Source organism: Centipeda noxia ATCC 43541, from assembly GCF_000160555.1.
GTDB lineage: Bacteria > Bacillota > Negativicutes > Selenomonadales > Selenomonadaceae > Centipeda > Centipeda noxia.
In genome coordinates, this window is record NZ_GG749282.1 from 1 (window position 1) to 23,776 (window position 23,776).

General features: G+C 53.5%; 24 protein-coding genes. 7 read left to right on the top strand and 17 right to left on the bottom strand.

The window, feature by feature from the left end; genetic code table 11:
* From HMPREF7545_RS10260 to HMPREF7545_RS08640, 7 genes are all read left to right on the top strand, one after another.
* Positions 1 to 385: endonuclease toxin domain-containing protein (locus tag HMPREF7545_RS10260; protein ID WP_006695346.1), on the top strand; the 385-nt coding region annotated here is incomplete at its 5' end.
* A gap of 13 nt (positions 386 to 398) precedes the next feature.
* On the top strand, positions 399 to 839 hold the full coding sequence (locus HMPREF7545_RS08610) for a hypothetical protein (protein WP_040571346.1): 441 nt from the start codon (positions 399 to 401) through the stop codon (positions 837 to 839).
* A gap of 56 nt (positions 840 to 895) precedes the next feature.
* Positions 896 to 1,351 (top strand): PH domain-containing protein, encoded by a 456-nt coding sequence (locus HMPREF7545_RS08615; RefSeq protein WP_006695348.1) that lies wholly within the window; start codon positions 896 to 898, stop codon positions 1,349 to 1,351.
* Between the two features lie 33 nt (positions 1,352 to 1,384).
* The gene (locus HMPREF7545_RS08620) at positions 1,385 to 2,293 is read left to right on the top strand and encodes a hypothetical protein (RefSeq protein ID WP_006695349.1); all 909 of its coding nucleotides are present in this window, start codon (positions 1,385 to 1,387) and stop codon (positions 2,291 to 2,293) included.
* 219 nt (positions 2,294 to 2,512) lie between these two features.
* Positions 2,513 to 3,490, top strand: coding sequence for a hypothetical protein (locus HMPREF7545_RS10435; RefSeq protein ID WP_248681319.1), 978 nt, complete (start codon positions 2,513 to 2,515; stop codon positions 3,488 to 3,490).
* Between the two features lie 303 nt (positions 3,491 to 3,793).
* Positions 3,794 to 4,246, top strand: coding sequence for a hypothetical protein (locus HMPREF7545_RS08630; RefSeq protein ID WP_006695352.1), 453 nt, complete (start codon positions 3,794 to 3,796; stop codon positions 4,244 to 4,246).
* A 906-nt stretch (positions 4,247 to 5,152) separates the two neighbouring features.
* The gene (locus HMPREF7545_RS08640; RefSeq protein ID WP_040571348.1) at positions 5,153 to 6,823 is read left to right on the top strand and encodes a ShlB/FhaC/HecB family hemolysin secretion/activation protein; all 1,671 of its coding nucleotides are present in this window, start codon (positions 5,153 to 5,155) and stop codon (positions 6,821 to 6,823) included.
* A gap of 73 nt (positions 6,824 to 6,896) precedes the next feature.
* On the opposite strand, the gene HMPREF7545_RS08645 is transcribed toward HMPREF7545_RS08640, so the two are convergent.
* The 17 genes from HMPREF7545_RS08645 to HMPREF7545_RS08725 form a co-directional block, all read right to left on the bottom strand.
* The gene (locus HMPREF7545_RS08645) at positions 6,897 to 7,628 is read right to left on the bottom strand and encodes a 7-carboxy-7-deazaguanine synthase QueE (protein WP_006695356.1); all 732 of its coding nucleotides are present in this window, start codon (positions 7,626 to 7,628) and stop codon (positions 6,897 to 6,899) included.
* Between the two features lies 1 nt (position 7,629).
* A complete protein-coding gene (gene queD, locus HMPREF7545_RS08650; RefSeq protein WP_006695357.1) occupies positions 7,630 to 8,010 on the bottom strand; it encodes a 6-carboxytetrahydropterin synthase QueD in 381 nt (126 codons plus the stop codon).
* Between the two features lie 52 nt (positions 8,011 to 8,062).
* Positions 8,063 to 9,340, bottom strand: a complete 1,278-nt coding sequence (locus tag HMPREF7545_RS08655) for a glycosyltransferase family 2 protein (protein WP_006695358.1) — start codon at positions 9,338 to 9,340, stop codon at positions 8,063 to 8,065.
* A 6-nt stretch (positions 9,341 to 9,346) separates the two neighbouring features.
* Positions 9,347 to 10,060, bottom strand: coding sequence for a CDP-diacylglycerol--serine O-phosphatidyltransferase (gene pssA / locus HMPREF7545_RS08660; RefSeq protein ID WP_006695359.1), 714 nt, complete (start codon positions 10,058 to 10,060; stop codon positions 9,347 to 9,349).
* Positions 10,057 to 10,689 carry a phosphatidylserine decarboxylase family protein gene (locus tag HMPREF7545_RS08665; RefSeq protein ID WP_006696942.1) on the bottom strand — a complete coding sequence of 211 codons (633 nt, stop codon included), beginning with the start codon at positions 10,687 to 10,689 and terminating at the stop codon, positions 10,057 to 10,059. Before HMPREF7545_RS08665 ends, pssA begins: the two co-directional genes overlap by 4 nt.
* A gap of 68 nt (positions 10,690 to 10,757) precedes the next feature.
* Positions 10,758 to 11,483 carry a WecB/TagA/CpsF family glycosyltransferase gene (locus tag HMPREF7545_RS08670; RefSeq protein WP_006696943.1) on the bottom strand — a complete coding sequence of 242 codons (726 nt, stop codon included), beginning with the start codon at positions 11,481 to 11,483 and terminating at the stop codon, positions 10,758 to 10,760.
* A 66-nt stretch (positions 11,484 to 11,549) separates the two neighbouring features.
* Positions 11,550 to 13,358: an aspartate--tRNA ligase gene (gene aspS / locus HMPREF7545_RS08675; protein WP_006695362.1), complete on the bottom strand. Its 1,809-nt coding sequence runs from the start codon at positions 13,356 to 13,358 to the stop codon at positions 11,550 to 11,552.
* A gap of 1 nt (position 13,359) precedes the next feature.
* On the bottom strand, positions 13,360 to 14,625 hold the full coding sequence (hisS, locus tag HMPREF7545_RS08680; RefSeq protein ID WP_006695363.1) for a histidine--tRNA ligase: 1,266 nt from the start codon (positions 14,623 to 14,625) through the stop codon (positions 13,360 to 13,362).
* Positions 14,619 to 16,130 (bottom strand): coproporphyrinogen dehydrogenase HemZ, encoded by a 1,512-nt coding sequence (hemZ, locus tag HMPREF7545_RS08685; protein WP_006695364.1) that lies wholly within the window; start codon positions 16,128 to 16,130, stop codon positions 14,619 to 14,621. Before hemZ ends, hisS begins: the two co-directional genes overlap by 7 nt.
* The gene (locus tag HMPREF7545_RS08690) at positions 16,127 to 16,609 is read right to left on the bottom strand and encodes a Fur family transcriptional regulator (protein ID WP_006695365.1); all 483 of its coding nucleotides are present in this window, start codon (positions 16,607 to 16,609) and stop codon (positions 16,127 to 16,129) included. The genes hemZ and HMPREF7545_RS08690 overlap by 4 nt, the downstream gene beginning before the upstream one ends.
* A 160-nt stretch (positions 16,610 to 16,769) precedes the next feature.
* The gene (gene pepD, locus HMPREF7545_RS08695) at positions 16,770 to 18,224 is read right to left on the bottom strand and encodes a beta-Ala-His dipeptidase (protein WP_040571349.1); all 1,455 of its coding nucleotides are present in this window, start codon (positions 18,222 to 18,224) and stop codon (positions 16,770 to 16,772) included.
* 91 nt (positions 18,225 to 18,315) lie between these two features.
* Positions 18,316 to 18,786, bottom strand: a complete 471-nt coding sequence (locus HMPREF7545_RS08700; protein ID WP_006695367.1) for an FMN-binding protein — start codon at positions 18,784 to 18,786, stop codon at positions 18,316 to 18,318.
* A complete protein-coding gene (locus tag HMPREF7545_RS08705) occupies positions 18,783 to 19,451 on the bottom strand; it encodes an ABC transporter ATP-binding protein (RefSeq protein ID WP_006695368.1) in 669 nt (222 codons plus the stop codon). Before HMPREF7545_RS08705 ends, HMPREF7545_RS08700 begins: the two co-directional genes overlap by 4 nt.
* Before the next feature lie 17 nt (positions 19,452 to 19,468).
* Positions 19,469 to 20,602, bottom strand: a complete 1,134-nt coding sequence (locus HMPREF7545_RS08710) for an ABC transporter permease (protein ID WP_006695369.1) — start codon at positions 20,600 to 20,602, stop codon at positions 19,469 to 19,471.
* Positions 20,603 to 20,605: 3 nt separating this feature from the next.
* On the bottom strand, positions 20,606 to 21,889 hold the full coding sequence (locus HMPREF7545_RS08715) for an ABC transporter permease (protein WP_006696950.1): 1,284 nt from the start codon (positions 21,887 to 21,889) through the stop codon (positions 20,606 to 20,608).
* A gap of 25 nt (positions 21,890 to 21,914) precedes the next feature.
* Positions 21,915 to 23,180, bottom strand: a complete 1,266-nt coding sequence (locus HMPREF7545_RS08720; protein ID WP_006695371.1) for a DUF2318 domain-containing protein — start codon at positions 23,178 to 23,180, stop codon at positions 21,915 to 21,917.
* A gap of 137 nt (positions 23,181 to 23,317) precedes the next feature.
* Positions 23,318 to 23,776 (bottom strand): iron transporter (locus tag HMPREF7545_RS08725; RefSeq protein WP_006695372.1); only part of this gene is annotated, 459 nt, incomplete at its 5' end.

Genomic DNA, 23,776 nt, shown 5'->3' on the forward strand with positions numbered 1-23,776 from the left:
TGATGTGTGGAAAAAAGGAGGAGCAAAAAGGGGGCAGATAATAGATGGTGCTTTAGGGAATAACCTTGGTCGTAATTTCCCAAAAATAGACAAATTGGATAATGGCGTAGCCGTCAGCATTAAGAGTATAAAACTCAGTGATAAGACTTACGAGACGGCAAAAGGTATCTATAACAAGTTAAGGAGAGATGTAGATGCGTTGGATGAATTTACAACTGGGCGGCGAAAAAATAATATCGTTTCTCCAGAAGATTATTCTGCTAAAAAGCTAGAAATTGCTGTACAAGACATGAAGATAACAGCGGAACAACAAAGGGGGCTCGAAATGGTGAAGGAATACGCAAAAGAAAAAGGGATTGAAATCACTATAACTCTTGTAAAGTGAAAGGAGTACAAAAGTGAGAGCTCACGTAGATATTTTTGTTAATAAAATAGATAGAGAATTTTTTTTATTAAAAGCACATATTACTAAGATTGGATATGGGCAATCTATGGGCTATTTAATTCCCACAAATCGAGAATTATTAAAAGCCAATGTCCTCTCATGCTTAGAAGATAGTATATCTGCTTATCAACAAGAAGTCGAAGTTACCGATCCATTTAAAGCATCTCCATATAAAACATGGAATAAGTTTTTTAAGTACCATGATTATATACCAGTCCGCTACAATAAGGAAAAGAAAATTTATTATATAAGTATGAACAGAAGAGACGAAAAGACACGTTCTTATATGGAACCTCTTCCTGGTTGTGAATTTACACTAACGGAAGAAGAGTTCGATGAAAAATTCGATGAGATTATGGATTTTCTGATTAGCAAAGTAGAAATGATTAAATGACATTACATTGCTAAGTCCTCCTCTATGCTATCTTTATAGATTTGCCCTCCTATTCCATGCCCGTCAAAGGCAATGCAAGCAGCAGGACAACGTCTGCCATTGCAGAGGGAACGATCGACATCAGGGAGAATCCGACGCAGGATATCTCGGAGCTGAGTCGTGACACAGAGAATGCACTCAATGAGCTCGGCAGAATCTTTGACAAGAAGAAGATCGAGGAGCAGCAGGAGCTTGCCGCGGTCTTCGGTGAGGAGGCATTCCGTCTCGCCCACAACATGAAGGACGACGGAAGCAGACGAAAGATAATCGTTCATGCCGCCATCGCCGGACTCATGAGCCGGATCACAGGAGCAGGCTTCACCTCAGGCGCCGTCGGCGCAGCACTCAACGAGGCTCTCATTAAGGCACTTGACGGCACCGCTTATAAGGTCAATGAACCCTTGTATCTGTTAAGTACTTATATAGCCTCGGATCAAGTTGCATTTAGAGTAAATGCAGCTTGGGTTCCTTAGTCATGGAAATGGATTGGTAGAGGAGGTTATCGAATGAAATTACGATATATACTTTACATTTACCTTTCTATTTCTTTTATATTCATATCGTTTAATTTGTACAAAGGGAAATCTCTTGATGAAAAAATCTTAATACATGATTCAGGAAATAATTGGTATGTCATGTCATTACTAGAACAAGATTCGAGGGAGGATATTAAATTAGGCGATAATCTCTATGAAGAATATCATGGTATTTATTTTCTAACAAAAAAAAGTTCACATGATTATTTCACCATTCTTTATCCTATGAAGCAAACTGATATATCTTTTGTGTCTGAGCTCAAAGGAAATACCATAGATATGTTATGTGAACTCCCCCCTTCACGCTATGCAGATGAGAAGATATTTTATCACGGGCAATATCTTTATGTCATCCACGAAGAAAAGGTATTTGTTTTCGATATAAATACCAAAGATATAGTAAAAATATTTTATGATCGTAAACCAAACAGTGTTGTAAGCAAAAGGAAAGACGGAATTGCTCTGATAAACAAAAACAATGAGTTAATTTATATGGATTCTAACAAAGACTACTGTATATCGCCTTTTGATAAAGACGATGAGTTTTGTGGAATGTGCTCAGACGACACCCTATTGGTGTACAATAAAAAGGGAAAAACCTCTAAAATTATGAATTTAGAGAACCAAACTATATACTCTCTGGGCAGCCACATCTACGAAGTTCTTGATTATCATAACGGAAAGGTTTTAATGACAATGTATCCTAAAAGCAGCAGCGCAGGTGGTTTTTTAGATATAGAGATTCAAACCATCTGTGGAGTCCCTTACACAATTACATATTCACATACTCCATTTATCCTAGACATGACAACAAAGAGTATATGCTCTTTAAGTATCTCAACATGGAACTATAAAGATCATCATTTTATAACTGATTGAGAATCTGCCGTTGCAGAGGGAACCATCGACATAAGGGAGAATCCGACGCAGGATATCTCTCCCCTCAGTCGTAACACAGAGAACGCACTCAACGAACTCGGCAGAATCTTTGACAAAAAGAAGATTGAGGAACAACAGGAGCTTGCCGCAGTCTTCGGCGAGGAGGCATTCCGTCTCGTCCACAAAATGAAGGACGACGGGAGCAGGCGAAAGATTGCCGTGCCATGCGGCTATCGGCGGACTGAGAGCCAGATCACGGGCGCGAGCTTTGCAGCAGGTGCCGTCGGTGCAGGACTCAACGAGGCGCTCATTAAGAACCTAAAGGGCAAAGACCCCGGCACAGCGCAAATCGTCAGCGCCATCATTGGTGCCGCTGCGGCGAAAGTCGCCGGAGGAAGTGCAGCTGCAGGAGCATCCGCTGCGGCGGCAGGAACAAAGTGGAACTACTTCCTTATGAGTCGCCCGGATGAATTCGGCATCCGTGAACTTGCCAAAAATATCCTAAGAAAAAAAGATGGGCAAGAACTCTCAGAGGAAGAAACCAATCAACTCATACGAGAAGTAAATAATATTCTGTCCTTATTGGAGCCTGATCTTGGACACGATGAAAAAAATCCTTATGCCGAGGACATAAATAACTACAAATATGCAATTGGATATCTTAGCCGGCATGGAGTTACCACAGACAGTGCGAAGCGATTCTTCACCGCATACAACGAGACCGTTCGAAACCGGAATTGGACAGGTGTATATGAACAGCCCGGCGTAATCATCGTACATGGAGATAGAAAAACATACACGATGATTGATATTCCCCTTAGACCTCCGATTCCGGTATACAATCCATTTGATACGAGACCTTATCAAGAGGGGCAGATCATTGGCGGGGGATATTCTTCTAAATCTCAAAAAATGGAGGATGATAATAATCCTCTTGGGAAGGGAACTCATCCAGAAGGGCAAGCCATTGGTGCCGAGACTTCTTCCAAACCTCAAAATAATTCAGCCTCAGCGGGAACTCATCCAGAAGGGCAGTCCATTGACGGCAAGTCTTCTTCTAAATCTCAAAAAGCGGAGGATGATAAAGGCTTTAATATCTTGAAGTCAATTGTAGTTAATGGAGTTTCTGAAAAAGCAAATCTTCTTCCTGCCGCAATCAAGGCAGATGGTCATTTTGAGAAGGCTATATCTAAATAGCTTAAAACCGGTGGTGTTGTTGCGCTTGGCTGGACTTTTGCAGATATAAGACAGGATTGGAACACATATAATGGAGCTGAGTTAGCAATCGCTATAGGAACTGACCTTATACCGCTAGGTTCGGGTATCCTTTTGGGGGAATTGGGTAGTGGAGTGGGCACTTTGATAGCGCCTGGAGCTGGAACAGTACTTATGGGATCTTTTGGGGCTTTTATGGGAGCCGTAGGTGGGGATTATTTGAAATATAGAATACGAAAGGGAATGTTATCAAGCCCTAACGTGAACAATAACGGAGGAAGATAAATGGAGTTCTTATTTGCTCGAATATATGAACAAGACGATCCAAGATTTTGGATTTTTACCATAGGAATTATCATCCTCAGTGGAGCAGGTGTAATAGGATATTTGAAAAACAGAGAATTATATTCACCTATATTAAAATCTGCATATTTACAACTTCTGTTATTGGGAATGTTTCTTCTTTTCATTATTATGTGGATTGGAATGTTAGATGTTCCATATGCTAATCTATTTTTAGTGATATCGCTCTATTGGATGGGGATTACACTTATACTATTTCGGCGCTTTACCATCATTTTTTTCCAAGAAATCCCCAAAGATTGCAGTCATTCTGTTTTACACCAACAATGGATTTTTATGGACAAACTAAAAAAACATAGTATTTTTTATCTTGTTGGAGTAGTATATTTTTTTGCTATGGGAACTTTCTGTTTATACTTACTTCTAACCAAATAAGGATTTCAATACTCATAAACGAGGTGGGCTACAGGGAAAAGGCGCGGTTCTTCTGCCCAACTCCCCCTTCCCTCTTATCTGGACAAAACAGAGAATTGAATTATGCAGCTTATCCATATGAAGGGGATATGTGTCCGATCATATAGACTAGGCCGAATGCTCGCAATCATATAGCTTCTCTATCAGCTCATATTTGGCGGAAAATATTGGATAGACACATGGTTCAATTCACATTTTCTGCAATTAGCGGGTTTTCTACTGCTGCAGCGGGATCAGCCTCGATATTCACTGGTTCAGCAGGTGCTATTACGGGTAGCGTCGCAGGAGATATTGCAAAGTATGAATTGAGAAAAATCTTTCTAAAAGATAGATAGGCAAAATAGTTCTATCAATCCATATATCATTTTAGAAAGGGCAATGCAAGTGTTGGAAAAAATAAATGCATCTACAAATCTTGGATTATATATACATAATTGGAAGTATTATTATCATAGGAGGAGCATTATGGAACTATAAATCAACAGGACCTTTTGGGACGCCCCGTGTGAAGCAAGCTTACTTTCGTTTTTTCTCAATAGGAAAATTACCATGGATTATAATGTGTTGCCTATTTCTACTAGGCAGTGCTTATACAAGTGCTTATACAGAAGAATTATTGGTAGCTGTCCTTTATTGTACTGGAATTACAGCAATTTTACTAAGAAAATATGTTTTGTTTTTTTGCAAGAATTAGATAAAATGCCAAACTATCCTCGTTCAGAATATCAGTTACAGATTTTCAACGAAATAAAAGATCATAAGATATTATATTTCGCTATCACAATCTATTTTTTTATAATGGGAACGCTCGCACTGTTTGCTATCATCGAATAGGTAAATTTTTCTTTGGAAAGTAGGCGACTCCACTTGATAACACTCAACCGTCCCTCAATTCTCCTCCTCATCCCCCTCCTCTCCTTCTCTGCCGTCCCAGCTATCGCCGCCCCTGCCCAACAGGAACAGCTCGATCAGTCGCGTGCGCAGGAGGCTGAGCGGCAGGAACACAGGAATCAGGAGCGTACGGAGGTCGTTATGCCTCCCCCTCCCTCCTCCGATCTTCCCGCCGATGAGAGTGTGCGCTTTCATATCTCTCACGTCACCATCGAACATCAGACGGAACGTTTTCGCTTCCTCGATCGTCTTTCCCGCCCCTATGAGGGAAAAGAGCTCTCTCTGCGCGAGATCAATGAACTGGTCACCGCGATGAACCGCACTCTCATGTCCCGCGGCTTCTCTACGAGCCGCATTGCCGTTCCCGAACAGAATCTCTCCTCCGGCGAGCTGCGTCTTGTCCTCCTCGTCGGTTACATCCATGCCGTTCGCTTTGCAGATGACAGCGCTGTGATCTACTGGAAGAACCTCTTTCCCTTCCGCGAGGGAGATGTTCTGAACGTACGGGACATTGAGCAGGGCATCGAACAGGCAAAGCGGCTTCCCTCACAGGATATCTCTGTTCGGCTTCTGCCTGCCGATGAGCCCCAGATGACGGATATCGAGCTCACGGTAAAACGCGGGAGGAATGTATACGGAACGATTTCATTCGACGACTCCGGTCTGGAGGACACGGGAAAGCTCCAGTGGTACGCCTCTCTCGGCATCGATCAGCTCTTTCATAAGAACGATATGCTCCGCATCGGCGTGAATCTTGACAGTGCGCAGGACGGATACGAGAAGGGAACGCGCGGCCACAATATCAGCTACACCTATCCCTATGGACGCCATACCTTTTCCCTCTCCTACCAGCGGTCGAAATATCATCAGACGGTAGCAAGCATGCCCTATGATTTCATCAGTGCAGGCGATACGAATATCTCTACGCTCTCATGGGACTACATGCTGAGCCGTTCGGCAAATCGAAAGACGAGCATGGACATTCGTCTGCGAAAGCGGAACTCGCATCGCTTCCTCAACAATGTCGAGCTGCCCATTCAGGCGATGCACCAGACCTCGATGGAGATCGGGCTTGCAGAGCGCCTTTATCTGCAGAGAGATACGCTCTACTTCCGTTTGGCCCACAGATTCGGTCTCGGGTGGATGGGGGCGCAGGAGGAGAGTCCCTATGAGGATATGCCGCGGACGCGGTACCGAATGTGGCTCCTGGATGCGGACTATGTGCATCCATTTGAGTTCAGCCACCGTCCTGCGACGTTTACGACGTCCTTTCACGGGCAGTGGACGATGGACGGGATGGAGCTCTACGGCACGGATATGATCAGCATGGGAAATCGGTATACGGTGCGGGGCTTCGACGGCGAGGTTACGCTGATGGGGACGGACGGCTGGTATCTCCGCAATGAGTTTGCAACGCGGTTTCCAAAGCAGAAGCTGGAGCTCTATCTTGGCCTTGATGTCGGTGCAGTGTACGGCGCCGGTGCAGATCTCTACAACGGGCACACGATCGCGGGGGCAGCGTTCGGTATACGCGGGATGATTGATGCTCTGTCCTATGATGTCTTTGCGGCGATGCCGATCCGAAAACCCGACGGGTTCCATACGGCTAAAGTTACGGGAGGCTTCTCCCTCGGATGGCGGTTCTGAAATACAAAAACACTCGTATATCGGTATGATGCCGGTATGCGAGTGTTTTTCTGTCTGTTCTCCTATGGCTGCGCTAGAGCAAGTCCATCATGCGATGGGTCTGCGGGATGATACGGACATCCGAAACATGGCGAAGCGCAAGACGTTGGAATGCGAGGAGGTGTTCCGGCGTTGGCGCGGTGCAGCCGCCGTAGGGCGTCACGGGCTGGAGGATGAGCAGTGTTTCCGGCGCAGTGTCTGCAACGATCCGTGCCGCCGTCACGATATCGTCATCCGCCGTCTCCGCGGCCACAACGATCTTGACGTAGACATCCTTTGCGCGTGCAACCGCAAGAAAGCGTGCATGCGCATCCCAGACGGGCACGGACAGAACATCCGGCAGCTTGATATCCATGCTGATGATGTCGATGCAGTCAATGCATTCCGCAAGTGCTTGATCCAGTGTGCCATTCGTCTCGAGGAAGAGCGGCAAATGGACATGCGCCGCAAGCTCGCGAATAAAAGGCACATGCAGCAGCGGTTCCCCGCCTGTCATACTGAGCGAGTGATGCGGAACATCTCCCACGATGCGCGCGATGATCTCCGCCGTACGCTGCGCAGAGAGCGGGTTCTCATAGGAGATGAGCGCATGCGAGCCCGCGTCCTCCTCCACCATGCAGTGCGGATGGCGGCCAATCTCGTTCTCCGTATCGCAGTAAGTGCAGTCGAGATTACAGCCCTCAAGGCGCACAAAGATCTGACGGCATCCGACGTACTTCCCCTCCCCCTGGATGGAGGAAAAGATCTCAATGATGTTCTCGCACATATCAGTCCTTCGTATAGGTAACCGAGGACTTCGGTGACTCCCAAACGGTGAGGGCCGTGAGCTCTGCCGGCGATGTCTGCACCTCAGCGCGCGCGGCAAGGCGCTCAAAGATGATGCGCGCGAGGTTCTCCGCCGTGGGGTTGATCCCCTCGCTGAACGGAGGGAAGTCGTTGAGATAATAATGGTCAAAGTCGTCGAGTACGGCGGCAAGCGCCTTCTTTGCAATCTTAAAGTCGATCAGCATGCCGAGTTCATCCAGTTCCGTTCCCTGAAAGGTCGCCTCGACCGCCCAGTTATGCCCGTGCAGGCGGTCGCATTTCCCCGGGTAGTTCACGACGCGGTGCGCCGCCTCGAATGCGCCTTCGATGCGCAATGTATACATAGCGTTCTCCTTCGTTTAGGAAAAGGCTGCTGCACTTATGCAGCAGCCTTTTTTATTTCATCACGTCACCCATGACCTCATCCATGCTCATGGCGCGCGTATGCTTCGTATGGCTCCACTCGTGCTCGTTCCGGTGGATGAATCCGAGGAAGATGATCGGAATCCATGAGTAGATGAAGACAGGATAGAGGAGCAGGTAGAACCATGCTTTGAGTTTTGCCCGCACCTTGATGAGGATAATCATGGGCAGAACATACTGCCCGATCATGATGGCGGTCATGAGCTGCGACGGCAGGAATTTATAAATGCTCGTATAGAACGGCGGGAATGCCAGCTGCACGTAACTGATGATGATGAACAGCGTCGAAATCATGAGGAAGTGCGGCTGGAGGAGATAGATGCATCCGTCCCAGATGCGGATGTCCTTCCTGCGCCATCCCTCGCGAATCATCGTCGGGATGAATCGGTGCGCCACATCGAACTGCCCCTGCGCCCAGCGGCGGCGCTGGTTCCATGCCTGCCGGAACGTGAGCGGCTTCTCATCGTAGACGACGGCGTCATGCGCCCACGTCGTCTTAATCCCCTCGGCGAGCAGCTTCATCGTGAACTCCATATCCTCTGTGAGGCAGGTCGCACGCCAGCCATGCCGCTTCAGCACGTCCGTCGTGATGCACATGCCAGTGCCGCCGAGACACGCCGAGAGTCCGATGTTCGTCTTGGCGAGATGGGAGATGTGATCGATGACCCAGAACGCGATGGCGAATGTTCCCGCCACCCATGTATCGTAAGGGTTTTTTGCATCGAGATAGCCCTGGATGACCTTGTCTCCCTTGAGGAGACGGTTGTTCATCTCCTTGAGGAAGTTCGGATGCACGAGGTTGTCTGCGTCGAAGATCGCGATGGCGTCGTACTCTTTGTCCATCTGAAAGAGGCGCTCAAACATCCACTCGAGGGCAAACCCTTTGCTCTTCTTCGTCGGATGCGTGCGCTCGCAGACAATGGCACCTGCCTTCCCCGCGATCTGTGGCGTGCTGTCCGTACAGTTGTCAGCAATGACGTAGATGTCGTAAAGCTCCTCCGGGTAATCGAGGCGTTTCAGATTCTCGATGAGCTGACCGATGACCGCTTCTTCGTTATGTGCGGCAACGACAACGGCGAATGTCTTCTCCGGCACGAGAATCTTCGCCTCTTTGCGCCGCCACAGGCAACAAAAGCCAATAAAGAAAAAATACAGAGTAAAGAGAAAAATAAAAATCTGCGCCGGCACCATGATGATGTCAAAAATATGTGCCGGAAGATATGGCGAGACAAGATGTAGGATGTCTGTCATGCGGCTTCAGCCTTCCTTTGCACATGCCGTAGCGGCAATCGTATGATTGATAATCCCAAAGAGCGCATAGGTCGCAAATATAGCCGTAAATACGGCGGGCAGCACGGCTGCCCTGCCGAAATACAAGATCCCGCCGAAAACAATCAGCGCAAAGATTTTAGAGGCCATATAGATCTTCTCCCCGCCGCCCTTGAAGTCGGGATAGTGCACGTGACTGACCATCAGATAAGCCGTCACGGCGACAGCGGCGGGATAGAGCAGGCCAAATGATGTCGGGTCGATGCCGAGCGAGAGGAAAAGCCATGCCGACATAGCAACGAGGTTCCCGCCGGCGGGGATGGCAAGGCCCATGAAGTAGCCATGCACAACATGCACGTTCACATTAAAGCGCGTGAGGCGCCACATGCCGCAGACGGCGAAGAAGATCGTCACCGCAATGCCGGGGATGCCGTACGTGTGCAGCGCCAGCGTCCATGCAAGCAGCGCCGGCGCAATGCCGAAGGAACCGAGGTCGCAGAGCGAGTCCATTTCCTTGCCGAACTCACTGGATACGCCGAACGCACGCGCAATGCGTCCGTCCAGTCCGTCGGCAACCAACGCAAACAGGATAAAGAGAGCCCCCCAGTCCAAATGTCCTTCGACTGTTGATAGGATGGAACACATGCCAAAGACAAGATTCATCGCCGTACAGAGATTCGGCAGAAACCGTCTGTAATTCATTCGCCTTCGAGCCTCCCCAGGACAGTCTTTCCGCCCTGCACTTTTTCGCCCTTTTTCACGAGGATCTCTGCCCGTTCGGGCATGACGATCTCCAGACACGAGCCGAAGCGGATCATGCCGTAGACATCGCCCTGGCGCAGCCGATCGTCGAGGGTCACCCACGAGACAATGCGGCGCGCGAGAATCCCCGCGATCTGCTTCACGGTGATGCGCAGGTCGCCGCGGTCGATGCCGATCAGGTGGTGCTCGTTCTCAAAACCGACCTCGTCCTTGTAAGCGGGCCGAAAGCGCCCGCAGTAGTATTTTTGAAGCTTGATCTCGCCGTCGATCGGGCTGCGGTTGACGTGTACGTTGAACACCGACATGAAGATAACGATTTTATTGCACGGCTCTCCCACAAAGTCATCCGTTCCGACCGACGTGATCTCCGTGACCGTACCGTCTGCGGGCGAGAGAATGTGGTTTTCGTTCTGCGTTATTTCACGCGTGGGGCTGCGGAAGAAATACGCAAAATAGCACGCCAGCACGACGCACGGAACTGCCGCATACGGATGTGCAAAGAATCCGAGAATGACAGCCAAAATAAGCGCTGCTCCGATAAATTTATAGCCCTCGCTTACAATGACCATGCGCATCCGCCTCCTTTTCTTTCATCAATTATAATGGAAAGCCTATTCTTTGTCCACAGATAAGGCTTTTATTTTCGTGCTGCATGCACCTTCAGAACGAATTTTGGAAGAGCGAGCAAGCGTCCCGCACGCTGCGGCTGCATCATGCCGCGAAACAGCCACTCGAGCTTTGCCTTCTGCATCCAACGCGGCGCGCGCTTCATGACGCCTGCCATCACATCCAGCGTTCCGCCGACGCCGATGGCGACGGCCCCCCCGAGCTGCGCAAGATGCGCATGGATCCACTTCTCCTGCTTCGGCACGCCGAGCGCCACGAGCAGAAGATCAGGGCGCGCCGTCCGGATCTCCTCGATGATCTTTGCGTTGTCTTCGTCTTTGAAAAAGCCGTTGCGCACGCCGACGATCTCGATGCCGGGATAAAGCTGCTCCGCCTTTTCCCTTGCCTTCTCCGCCACCCCGGGCGCAGAGCCAAAGAAATAAACGCGTCGTCCCTCCGCCGGGGCGCAGCGCAGCAGTTCCTGCGCCAGATCGTAGCCTGCCACACGCTCGGGCATCGCATGCCCGAGATGCCGCGCGGCCCAGACCGTCCCCGCTCCGTCCGGCACAACAAGTGCCGCCTCGTTGAGAATCGTGCAGAGTTCCCGATCGTGCGTCGCGCGCATGATCATTTCTGCGTTCGCCGTAGCGATCATTACGCCTGCGCGCTCATCCATATAGGCGCGAACGGCAGCGACAGCCTCTGTCATCGTGACCGCATCGACCTCTACGCCCAATATATTGACCCGTTCTGCCAAGGAGCACTCCCCTCCCACATCATCAAAAGAGAGCGCCCGCCAAGACGCTCTCCCCTTTTCCAATTCTTACTGCGTTGCGCTGTCCGCCTTTTTCTTCGGCACAGCCGTGCGGATATAGAGCTCACGCAGCTGCTTCTCGTCGACCGGCGACGGCGCCTCACACATAACGTCCGACGCGCTCTGCGTCTTGGGGAACGGAATGACGTCACGGATACTGCGGCGCTTTGCCATCAGCATCACGAGGCGGTCCAGGCCGAATGCGAGGCCGCCGTGCGGCGGAGTACCGTACTCGAATGCATTCATCATGAAGCCGAAACGCTCACGTGCCTCCTCGGGTGTAAAGCCGAGGGTCTCAAAGACCTGCTCCTGGAGATCACTCCGATAGATACGCAGACTGCCGCCGCCGATCTCGACGCCGTTCAGTACCATGTCGTAGGCATTCGCCTTGACGCGGCCGGGATCGGTCGCAAGCAGTGGAATATCCTCGTCACGCGGCGCAGTGAACGGATGGTGCATCGCCTTGAACCGCTTCTCCTCGGCGCTGTATTCGAACATTGGAAAGTCCACAACCCAAAGGAAGGAAAGCGCGTTCGGATCGATCAGATTGCGGCGGCGCCCCATCTCGAGACGGAGTTCTCCGAGCGCCTGGGCCACAACGGCAGGCTGATCAGCGACGACGAGCAGGAGATCGCCCGTCTTTGCTCCAACGGCATTCTTGATGGTCTCGAATGTCTCGTCGGAATAGAACTTCTTAAAGGGCGACTTGACGCCCTCCTCGCTGTACTGAATCCACGCGAGTCCCTTTGCTCCGTAGTTCTGCACATAGGAGACGAGCCCGTCAAGCTCGCGGCGCGGGATGTTCGCATAGCCCTCGACGTTGATGACCTTCACACGACCGCCCGCTTCAAGCACAGAATTGAATACCTTGAACTCCGAACCGCCGACATAGTCCGTAATGTCCTGCAGCTCCATGCCGAAGCGGAGATCCGGCTTGTCCGAGCCAAAGCGCTCCATCGCTTCGTCCCATGCCATGCGGCGGAAGGGCGTCTCGATCTTGGCGCCAATGCTCTTTTCAAAGAGCTCCTTCACCATCTCCTCCATGAGCGTCAGGATGGAGTCCTGATCCATGAAGGACATCTCAATATCCAGCTGTGTGAACTCAGGCTGGCGGTCAGCACGCAGGTCCTCGTCACGGAAGCAGCGCACGATCTGGAAATACTTCTCAAAGCCTGAGACCATGAGCAGCTGCTTGAATATCTGCGGAGACTGCGGCAGTGCATAGAATTCGCCCGCATTGAGGCGGCTCGGCACGAGGAAGTCACGCGCACCCTCGGGCGTGCTCTTGCAGAGCATCGGCGTCTCAATCTCCAGGAATCCGCTGCGGTCAAAGAAGTCACGCATGATCTTCGTCACACGGTGGCGCAGGATCATATTTGCCTGCATCTCCGGGCGGCGCAGATCAAGATAGCGGTAACGCAGGCGGATCATCTCGTCCACGTCGATGCCGTCCTGGATGTAGAACGGCGGCGTCTTCGCCTTGTTCAAAATGCGCAGCTCGTTCACGACGATCTCAACATCGCCCGTAGCCATGTTCGGGTTGACCGTATCCGCGCTGCGTGCACGTACCATTCCGCGCACGCAGATAACAAACTCCGAGCGCAGTGTCTCCGCCTCGTGGAACGTACCCTCTGCCATCGCTGCCTCATCAAAGACAATCTGTACAAGTCCCGAGCGGTCGCGCATGTCGACGAAAATCAGTCCGCCGTGGTCGCGCCGGCGCGATACCCAGCCGCACAGCGTTACCTCCTCGCTGACCTGCTCCTTGCGCAGCGTTCCGCAGTCGTGTGTCCGTTTCAATCCCTGCTTTGTTTCCATCTCAGCCCTTCACCTCAGAAATCAATCGTCTTACAATATCGTCCAGAGAATAACTCTCCTGCGTGCTCTCCATCATGTCCCGCACGAGTGCCGCATGCTGCGTGAGCTCGTCCTCGCCGAGGATGACGGCATAACGTGCACCGGATTTATTCGCCTGCTTCATCTGCGCCTTCATGCTGCGCCCCCCATAGTCCATAAGGGCGCGCACACCGCCGCACCGCAGCTCATGCAGAAGCGGGAACGCCGCGCGGGAGGCAGCATCGCCGAGTGTGATGAGAAAAACATCCGCTGCCGGCGGCTGCTCGGGTACGAGATTCTGCTGCTCCAGCGCGAGCAGTACGCGTTCAAGCCCCGCTGCAAATCCCACGGCAGGCGTCGGAGTTCCGCCAAGTTCTTCGACGAGGCCGTCATAGCGTCCGCCCCCTGCTACTGCACTTTGTGCGCCGAGCGGCGGATAGGCGATCTCAAACGCCGTCCGCGTGTAGTAATCGAGCCCGCGCACAAGCCGCGGGTCGAGCGTATAGGAAATGCCTGCGGATGTCAGATAATCCTTCACCTGCCCGAAGTGATCCGCACACTCTGCGCAGAGGCAGTCCGTAATCGCCGGTGCTCCCGCCATAAACGACCGTTCAGCATCCTTCTTGCAGTCGAGAATCCGCAGGGGACTCCTCGTATAGCGCTCCTGACAGTCATCGCAAAGCTCGTGCAGGTACTCCTTGAAATATTCCTGCAGACGCTCTCGATAGACGGGCCGACAGTTCGGGCAGCCGACCGAGTTGAGCTTCAGCGTCAGCCCCGTGAGCCCGAGAGCTGTGAGCACATCAAAGGCCAACAGGATCGTCTCAGCATCTGCCGCTGGCCCTGCCTCGCCGATCGCCTCCACGCCGAACTGATGAAATTCGCGCATGCGCCCCGCCTGCGGGCGGTCGTAGCGAAACATCGAGCCGATGTAAAAAAGTTTCTGCAGGCCGCCGTCCGCATAGAGCTTGTTCTGCAGATAGGCGCGCACGGCAGAAGCCGTATTCTCAGGGCGGAGCGTCAGGCTGCGGTCACCGCGGTCAGTAAAGGTATACATCTCCTTGTCCACGACGTCGGTGCCGTCGCCGATCCCGCGCTGAAAGAGCTCCGTATGCTCGAAGATCGGCGTGCGGATTTCATGATAGCCGTAGCGGGCGCAGAGATCGCGAATCACGTTCTCTACATACGTCCATGCCCCGACCGCATCGGGCAGGATATCCTTCGTCCCACGCGGCGCATTCGTCAGCATCTGGGCGTTTCCTCCTCATATTCCGTACGCAGGAGCGCACGGCGTTTTTCAATATAGATATCAATATCGCGCAGATAGGTCACGAGATCCTTTGCGTTGAACACCGAGTGCATACGCCCTGTGCGGATGCCGAGCACCTTCGTCGCGGCGGCTCCGCCGATGCCGACAATCGTCTGGCGCTCCTCCATGATCTGAATATTGTAGATGCTCTCCGCGCCCGGACGGGCATAGCCGACATTCTCGAGATCACCGCTCATATAGCCCTGCCGATAGAGATAATACGGACGATAGCCTGCCTCCTCCACCGCGCGCACGGCAGTCTCGCTCATGCGCATCGTCTCCGCATCGGACGGGAGCTCGATATGCTCTGTCTCCATTCGGAGGCGCAGATTCGATCCGCGCTTCAGCGCGAGGGCATGAAGTGTGATGTCATCCGGCGCAAGCGCCGTCACCGCCGCCATCGTCGCGCGGACATCCTCCGCTGTCTCGCCCGGCAGGCCGAGGATTACATCCATATTAATGTGCACATCGAATGCCGCGCGGATCTCCCGCACCATGCGCACGATATCCTCCGGCGTATGATGACGGCCGATGCGCACGAGGGTCTCCCCTCGCATCGACTGCGGATTGACACTGACACGCGTCACCGCATACGATTTCATACAGGCGATCTTTTCTGCGCTCATGCTGTCGGGTCGTCCCGCCTCCACTGTAAACTCTGCGACGGAAAGCCCATAAAAGGCATTATATACCATTTTGAGCATTTCGGCAAAAAAATCATTCGGCAGACTGGTCGGCGTTCCCCCGCCGATGTAGATACTCTCAACCGTAAGACCGAGCGTACGCACATCCTCCGCTGCGACAGAGAGATCGCGTGCCAGCACGTCCATAAAGGTCCGCAGTTTCTCCCGCCCCGGCAGAAGATTCGACGGGAAGGAGCAGTAGAGACAGCGAGAGAGACAGAACGGAATGCCGACGTAGATACTCACCGTTCGCTCTGCGCTCTGCGCGAGGAACGGCAGCTGACGCACGGCCACCTCCGTGATGAGCTGCGCCTTTGGAGGGCTGCAGTAATAGTCGTCCTGCAGCCGCCCGATGATCTCCGCAGACTTCATGCCGGCGCGCAGCCATCGGTGCACGATCTTTGTCGGCCGCACCCCATGCAGGATGCCCCACGGCGCGGGAGCAGCGGCAAAGCGTATTTGGAAAAATCGATAGAGATTTCGTTTCACGGCACGGTGCACGGCAGCGCGTGCGACCTCATCGGCCTTCCCCTCCGAATTGAAATAAAATTTCTCACAGCTCCCGTCCAGCGCAAAGAGAAAGACCTCGGTCATAACAGAAGGCGGCTCACATCCCGACTGCCGGTTGACCACCGACAGCTGGGCGTAATCCGCCTCTCCCGCGCGTCCGACGACCTCCACCTTGAACAGAGTCAATACCTCTCGGACGACTTTAATAATGACCTCGGCGCTGCTGTTGATGCTGAGCGACCGGATTCTCACGCGTTCTTCTTCTTCTCCCGGCACTTCCTGCAGATGCCGAAGAACTTCGCCTGATGGTTCTCAACCTTAAATCCCGTCTTTTTGAAAATATCCTCTTCCAAATGATCGAGCATATCCTCCTCGAACTCCGCGATCTCTTTGCACTCCGTGCAGATGAGGTGATGGTGGAAATGCTGATTCGGATCGACGGGATTCAGCTCGTAGGAATACGATCCCTTATTGCGCTTGTCAAATTCCTTGCCGAACTCAATCTTTTGGAGAATCCCCAGGGAGACGAGAATCTCAAGGCTGCGATATACCGTTGCAAGCCCGATCTCCGACTCCGTCCCGCGCAGGATATCATAGATCTTCTCCGCACTCAGATGCTCGCCCGGATGATCCAATATGACCTGCAGAACGATCTGCCGCTGCGGCGTCATCTTGCGCTGCGTCGCCTGCAGACGTTTCTTTAGGTCCTCCATTGTATAGGTGTCTGCCATTATTCTTCCCCTCCATATTCGAGTTCAATGAACTCTCCAACATATAATCACAATCAATGAGAATAGTATAGCATACGTCGCAGCGTTTTACCATAGAAACCAAGCATTAAAAGAGAATCTTCATTTTGAAATACGCTGGTTTGCCCCTCTCCGATTCCGTTCATTTTTTCTCGTGAGCGATGCGGCGCAGCGTCTCCATCATGAGCTTTGCTTCGGGAACAATCGCAGCAATCTCGATGCGTTCCTCCGGCGTATGAATGCCGTGTGCCGTCACGCCGATGGAGACCATATCAAGCGCCGGATTCTTCGCCGCGTGCCAGCTCGTCTCCAGCCCCGCATGGATGCTTTCAACAGTCATCTGCGCTCCGCCGTTCTGCGCGGAGTACACCTCTCCCATGATCTTGGCAAGCGTACTCTCTTCCCTTTCGCGCCATGCGGGCGACTGCGTACCGACCACGAGAGAAAATCCTGTGAGCTCCGCCATCGTCTGTGCGGCTGCAATGATCTCATCAAGGCGTTCATTCACCGAAGAGCGCGGGAAATACTGTACCTGCACCTCGCTGTCATCCATGCGCAGGACGCCGAGGTTCGCCGAGGTCTCGACCTTGTCCGCGTGAAGGCGCGACATATCATGAACGCCCGTGCGCAGGAGCGTGAGGAGTGAAATGAGCGCATGCTGTTCGGCAGCACCGATGACTCTTCCTGTATGCTCCGCTGCCCCGAATGCGAACTTCATCGCCGGATCTGCCGCACCGTAAATGGAACGGAATCGCTTCTCTTCCCCCGCAAGCACGCCCACGATTTCCCGCTCTCCGACTTCCGTGCGAATGATCGCCTCCGCCGTCGGAGGAATGGCGTTGCGCGCCGTGCCGCCCGTGAACGAAACAAGCTCGATTTTGCCGTGCTTCTCAAGCGATTGGAGCGCAAGGGCGAGCGTACGGATCGCGTTGCCGCGCCCGTCGCCGATCCGCTCGCCCGAGTGCCCGCCGAGCAGGCCTGCAACCGCAATGCGGTAAGCGGGAAGATTCGACTCCCTGCGTGTCAGCATGCGCGAGAAGTCCAGGTTGACGCTGCCCGCACTGCCGACGGTCATGATATGATAGTCCTCAGAGTCGCAGTTGATGAGAAAGCGCGCATCCTTCAGATGGGCGGCATCCAAATGACGCGCGCCCGTCATCCCCTGCTCCTCATCCACCGTGACAATCGCACGGATCGGTCCGTGCGCCTCTGTATACTGCATGGCGGTCAGGATCTCTGCGACGCCGATGCCGTCATCACCGCCGAGGCTTGTCCCGTCTGCGGTCAAAAATTCCTCCGTGCGCTGCAGTTTGATCGGATCGCTCAGCGGATCATAGATGACACCCGGCTCTGCAACACAGACCATATCCATATGTCCCTGCAGAATTGTGCGCGGTGCAGACTCACAGCCCTCTGCTGCCGGCAGATCGGCAATGATGTTCAGTGCCTCGTCCTGCGTCACTGTGCAGCCGATCTCTGCGAAACGCTTCTTCAGATAGTCACTGACCGCCCTCTCATGGCCTGAGGGACGCGGTATCCGCGTCAATGCCTCAAACTCCGCAATTACTGTCTCAAGTATCTTCGCATCGTCTGTCATAATACTGTGCCTCCTGACTTTACCTGCCTCATATTGTAGCACATAGAAAAAGAAGCTGCCATACATCTCTGTACGGCAGCTCCCGTCTTGTTTATTTTTTCGCTTCCTCGACCGCTTTTTCAACCGCTTCCTTGAATTGATCATAGCTGATGGTTGCGCCTGTGATCGCATCCACCTTCGCAAGATCCTTTTTCTCTTCGAGCTGGCTGGCGTAAGATCCGATCGCTTTATAGGCGACCTGAGCCTTTTTCTGCGCAGCCTCGCTCTTGCCTGCGCCGTAGCTCTCGTCCTTTGCCTTTCCTTCTTTGTCGATCCCCGTATGAACGACTTTTGTGATCGCGCCGTCCTTGATCGTCAGCGTGACGTGCGAATGGCCGATCTTTTCATGCTGGGAGCTGTCCGCAGCAAAGGTGCCGTCCTTAACGCCCGTCATATCGAGCGACGCCGCCTGCTGCGCAGGTGCCGCATCCTCCTTCGGCGCCGCCTGTTTTTCGTCGCCGCAGCCGGAGACAATGGCCCCGAGAGAGAGAAGAAGCGCAATGCCAAGAGTAAATTTCTTCATATCGTTTCTACCATCCTTTCACGCATATGACCATGCTCAATGATGACACAGCGCTGTGCCTCGTCGCCGACCTCGGCGGAGTGCGTTACGGTCAGAATTGTGTGCCCTTCATCGTGCAGTTCGTGGAAAATCTTCATGACAAGCTTTTGATTCTGCTCGTCGAGGTTGCCCGTCGGCTCGTCCGCAAGGATGAGGACGGGGTAGTTGATGAGCGCACGCGCAATACAGACGCGCTGCTGCTCACCGCCGGAGAGCTGGCTCGGCAGATGGCTCGCGCGGTCGGCAAGGCCGACGCGTTCAAGCGCCGCCATCGCCTCGTCACGATCCGGCATACTGTGGTAATACTGCGCTACCATGATGTTCTCAACCGCCGTCAGATACGGGATCATATGGAACTGCTGGAACACCATGCCGATCTTGTCCCGGCGGTAGCGCGTCAGTTCCTCGGGGCTCGCATCGGTCAGCACGTCGCCGTCGAGGATGACCTCGCCGCTCGTCGCGCTGTCCATACAGCCGATGATATTCATGAGCGTTGACTTGCCTGAGCCGGAGGGACCCATAACGGCAAGCCATTCGCCTTTTTCAACTGTGAGATTGACATCGTCAAGGGCGAGCACCTTTTCGTTGTACGCCTTTGAAACGTGTCGTAGTTCAAGCAGACTCATTGCTTTTTCCTCCTAACTCATTCGCCGCGCAGGATGATCGCGGGGTCCACACTGGTCGCAATACGCACGGGCAGAAGCGACGCAAGCCCCGTCACAAAGATGGACATGACGAGTGCTACGACGACGATGGTCGCCGAGAACTCAATTCCGCGTCCGAAGACATTGACGCTGACGCTCTGTGCAAAGAGGTAGCCGAATCCCGACCCAAGCACGCCGCCGAGCGCGCCGAGGAGACATCCCTCGCCGAAGAACTCCGCGACGATGTGGCGGTTATCCGCCCCGAGCGCCTTCTTGAGGCCAATCTCACGGCGGCGCTCCGTCACGATCGCCATCATCGTCGTCGAGACGCAGATGAGCGTCAGAACGAGAACGACAACGGTAACGATGAGCACGAGTGCCTGCAGCTTTCCGAGGACTGTGCCCTCGGACTGCGCAATCTGTTTGACAAGCTGCGGCTCAACGCCTGGAACATTCTCCCGGATCTTATCCTCTGCGCGTGCGAGCTCGTCCTGCCCTGCCACAACAGAGACCTGTGCGAGACTCAGCTCGCCGGGACGCCCCTTGATATTCTGCAGATTGGGCAGCGACACAAAGGCGAAGTTCTCCTCGTTGCCGCCCGTGCGGACAATGCCGGACACGCGGTAATCACTCACAATCGTTCCCTCGCCGCCTGAGACGGTAACCGCATCTCCCGGATTCACACGCAGTTTTGCAGCAAACTCCGATCCGAGCAGGATCTCCTTTTCCCCTTCCTTCGGCCAGTCGCCGCGCAGCTGCCAGTAGGGGCTGACCTCCTGCAGAACGGCAAAATCCGTGCCGCCCGCCATCACTGTCTGATGGTTGATGAGAAGCGTATCGTAGAGGAAAGGCGTGATGCCGACGATTTCATAGTCCGAGAGAGTCTGGCGAACTGCGGGAATTGCATCCTCGCGAATCGTCCCCGTATCTGTCGCCGGCAGGATGAGAAGGTTTGCGCCATAGGCACGGAATGCACGGCCCATCTGCTCCGGCACTTCTTTATAGACCGTAATCATCCCTGAGATGATCGTCGCTCCGATGGCGACGGCGAGAAGCGCGATCGCCATTCGTGTACGCCGCCGCAGCAGGGAGCTCATGACCATGATAAAAAACATCTTATATCGGTTCATCATTCATCACCTGCCATAGAGAACCTCTGCCGGCTGCAGCGACAGAAGCATGCGAATCGCGGGTACACTGCCGATGATCAGCACGAGCGACATCAGGACGGCGATAATCGGAACGACGTACGGATTGACCGCAATACCGGAGCCAAAGACATTCTCGCCGATGAGCTGGGCAAAGCCGAGTCCGACAACGTATCCGAGGATGCCGCCGAGAATCCCCGCGATGAAGATCTCTGCGAGCACAGAGAGCACGACGGCGAGATTGGTCGCACCAAGCGCCTTGAGGAGGCCGATCTCACGGCTGCGCTCCATGATATTTGCGCTGATGAGATTGCTGACGCCGAGACTCGATGAGAGCAGCGAGAGCACCGTGATCAGCAGCATGAGGAGCTGTGTCTTATCGAGGATCTTCCCTTCGGACTCCGCGATCTGGCGTACGGGATGCGCCGCCGCATTCTGCATGACCTCCTCGATCTGATAGGCAATCGAACCGACGTATGCTGTACAGTACCAGATATCATACTCTGCCTGTGAGAGCGACTTCGGATTCTCTGCCGCCTTGCGCGCAAGGTCGTTCTCCGGCGTCGTCACAGCACTGACTTCAACCTGATCGATCTTGCCTGCCGCATTGGCGAGGCTCTGCGCGAGCAGGAGCGACCCAACAAGCTGGTTCTCCTCCTCTCCGCCGCCGGAGACAATGCCCGTCACCCGGAGCGTTCCGTCCGAGCCGTCCGCTTTCTTGTAGGGAATCGTACTGCCTGCCGAGACGCCGAGTTTCTGCGCAAGCTTTGTGCCGACGAGCACCTCATCCTCGCGTGTATCGTCCGCCCAGTCGCCGTCCACATGCCACCATGACTTCATGAATTTTACGCCCGTTGTATAGGTCTCATCTGTCGGCAGTGTGAGCGTATGCTCGAACCACGTGCCGAAGAGAGGGACGGTATCTCCGTCCGCGAGCGTTACATTCGTCGTCAGTGACGGTGCGAAGGCAACGATGTTGTTTGTCCAGAAGATTGTTTTGATATTGCCGAGATCCGCTTCTTCCAAATATTCGCGGTGCATGCTCTTCCTCGTCTCCACGCCGTAGAGATCCTTGAGCACCATTGAGTTGCGCGGCGTAACGACAATATTCGCACCAAACGCCTTGAGCTCCTGATTGACCTTCTCGCCGATGTCAAACATGACATTCAGCATGGCAGTTGCGAGCGAGACACCGAGGGCGACCGTCAGCGCAATGAGGATAAACCTCCCGCGCTGGCGGATCAGCGCCCCTTTTACCATTTGCCAAAACATGGCCTTCCTCCTCTCATGCCTGCTGTCAGCGGAAGTGAATGCGCGCGGCTTCGAGCGCATCTGCAGGAATCTGTATCGCTCCGCCCGCCACACGATATTCCACAGGAATCGGATTGCAGCCGCCGGGCAGTCCGATCGTCGCCTTATTCATAACGACGTCGCAGAGGCGGCAGACAATCTGTCCGTCGCGTTCAAAGTACCCTGTTGCACCACAGATTTCGCATGCATCAAGTCCCACGCCGAACGCTGAACCACCCTTCTGAACGATGATGACGCGCACCTCCGTCCCATCCGACGCACGGAAAGCGTAGCGATGAAGATGTCCGTCAGAGACCTCGTCGAGAGGAATCTGCACAAGCCCATCCTGTGCCTGCACAGCAACCGAGGGCACGAGTTCTTCCTTCTTATTCGCATACCAGCCGCCGATACTCGATACGAGGATCGTCACAACAAGCATCGCAAGGAGCCCCGTCCCCCAACGTTTGCGCCGAATTGCATGCGAGACCAGCTGACGATACTGCGCAGGGTTCGCCCACGCGGGGCGTTCCGGACGCGGCTGGAGATAGAGCGTGATCGGCACGAGGATCGAGACAAAGTAGATCGCATAAATGACTTTGTTCTGATTGTCAATGAACGGCGCCATAAAGGAGATGAGGTTTTCCGCACCGAATACCTGGCGCGCCATCATCACGGTCATGACAAAGATGATCTGCTGCACGGCAGTCGCTGCGATCTGCACGGTAAAGACAAAGACCAGACGCCCGTGGTTGAGGGCCGCTGCTGCATTATATGCCAGATAGCCCGAGAGGAATCCGAGGAAAATACCGCTGACGAATCCGAACATCTTGACAAGGAAGATCAGTGTAAAATAGTCTCCCATCGCAACCTGTACCGTCGCAACAGGGATCAGCCAGAGTTCCAGGCCATGATAGAGAAAGAGCCCGAGCGCAAGAGCGCCTGTGCCAATGCGGAAGACGCGCTCCTCTCCTGCCGTCCATTCATGGTGAAGACTGCGCAAAAGGATCGTACACAGCACCAGAGCGCCGACCAGATCAACGACAATTGCCATACTTTCGAAGATCTCACGGTTAACTGCTGACCGGGTACCGACGCGGACTGCTGTCATAAAGAGCGAGAGAAAAAAGCCCCATTTCAAGACACGCGTAAACGTACGGCGAATGCTTTGGTCGGGCAGGGGCAGAATGATTGCAAGCAGAATGCCGAGCGGCACGGCGAGCTTGATGCTCTCCTCGAGTGCCGGCACCAGTTGTTGTAGAAACGCCTGTAACATCGTAATATACCCTTTCCTACTTACTAGAAAAGCCGCCGTCCCCCAAGGACGGCAGCCATTCTATGTTCGGCAAAGCAGCGACGAGCACGGAGTCCCGCGCCGACGCTGCCCGTAAGTACCCTAAGGAAGTCTCTCGTTTACCACTTGCGCGGAACGTAGTTGAACACCCAGCTCATCTTGACCGGCTCGGTCCAGAAATGACCCGGGACACCCGTCTCCTTGTCGGTGTGGAGCATGTAGTTCTGGCGTGCGGGGCTGTCGATCGAGAACTCGCAGTCGTAGGTGCCCGCACCGAGCATCTTGACATTTGCGCCGTAATGCGGACCGTCGTCTGCACTCATCGGCATGAATACACCCTCAAGGCTCTCGCCCGTCTCACGCTTCGTGAACTTGTAGTGCACCGTCAGATACGGGATCCATTCGCCGACGCCAAAGCCGCACTCATTGCCCTCTGTCGCATGGATATCCGTCTCGATGTGGATATCCGCCTGATCTGCCGGAAGGCTCATGCCGGCAGGCTCCATCGTAACCGGCTGGAAGTACACGAGCGCGACCTTGAAATGGTTCGTCGTATCCTCAATCTCGTCGCCGATCGG

Bases quoted from the DNA above. Each gene is read 5' to 3' on its own strand.
- HMPREF7545_RS08615 (WP_006695348.1), top strand. From the start codon at position 896: ATGCCCGTCAAAGGCAATGCAAGCAGCAGGACAACGTCTGCCATTGCA.
- HMPREF7545_RS08620 (WP_006695349.1), top strand. From the start codon at position 1,385: ATGAAATTACGATATATACTTTACATTTACCTTTCTATTTCTTTTATA.
- HMPREF7545_RS08630 (WP_006695352.1), top strand. From the start codon at position 3,794: ATGGAGTTCTTATTTGCTCGAATATATGAACAAGACGATCCAAGATTT.
- HMPREF7545_RS08645 (WP_006695356.1), bottom strand. From the start codon at position 7,628: ATGTGCGAGAACATCATTGAGATCTTTTCCTCCATCCAGGGGGAGGGG.
- queD (WP_006695357.1), bottom strand. From the start codon at position 8,010: ATGTATACATTGCGCATCGAAGGCGCATTCGAGGCGGCGCACCGCGTC.
- HMPREF7545_RS08655 (WP_006695358.1), bottom strand. From the start codon at position 9,340: ATGACAGACATCCTACATCTTGTCTCGCCATATCTTCCGGCACATATT.
- pssA (WP_006695359.1), bottom strand. From the start codon at position 10,060: ATGAATTACAGACGGTTTCTGCCGAATCTCTGTACGGCGATGAATCTT.
- HMPREF7545_RS08665 (WP_006696942.1), bottom strand. From the start codon at position 10,689: ATGGTCATTGTAAGCGAGGGCTATAAATTTATCGGAGCAGCGCTTATT.
- aspS (WP_006695362.1), bottom strand. From the start codon at position 13,358: ATGGAAACAAAGCAGGGATTGAAACGGACACACGACTGCGGAACGCTG.
- hisS (WP_006695363.1), bottom strand. From the start codon at position 14,625: ATGCTGACGAATGCGCCGCGTGGGACGAAGGATATCCTGCCCGATGCG.
- HMPREF7545_RS08690 (WP_006695365.1), bottom strand. From the start codon at position 16,609: ATGGCAGACACCTATACAATGGAGGACCTAAAGAAACGTCTGCAGGCG.
- pepD (WP_040571349.1), bottom strand. From the start codon at position 18,224: ATGACAGACGATGCGAAGATACTTGAGACAGTAATTGCGGAGTTTGAG.
- HMPREF7545_RS08700 (WP_006695367.1), bottom strand. From the start codon at position 18,786: ATGAAGAAATTTACTCTTGGCATTGCGCTTCTTCTCTCTCTCGGGGCC.
- HMPREF7545_RS08705 (WP_006695368.1), bottom strand. From the start codon at position 19,451: ATGAGTCTGCTTGAACTACGACACGTTTCAAAGGCGTACAACGAAAAG.
- HMPREF7545_RS08710 (WP_006695369.1), bottom strand. From the start codon at position 20,602: ATGATGAACCGATATAAGATGTTTTTTATCATGGTCATGAGCTCCCTG.
- HMPREF7545_RS08715 (WP_006696950.1), bottom strand. From the start codon at position 21,889: ATGTTTTGGCAAATGGTAAAAGGGGCGCTGATCCGCCAGCGCGGGAGG.
- HMPREF7545_RS08720 (WP_006695371.1), bottom strand. From the start codon at position 23,180: ATGTTACAGGCGTTTCTACAACAACTGGTGCCGGCACTCGAGGAGAGC.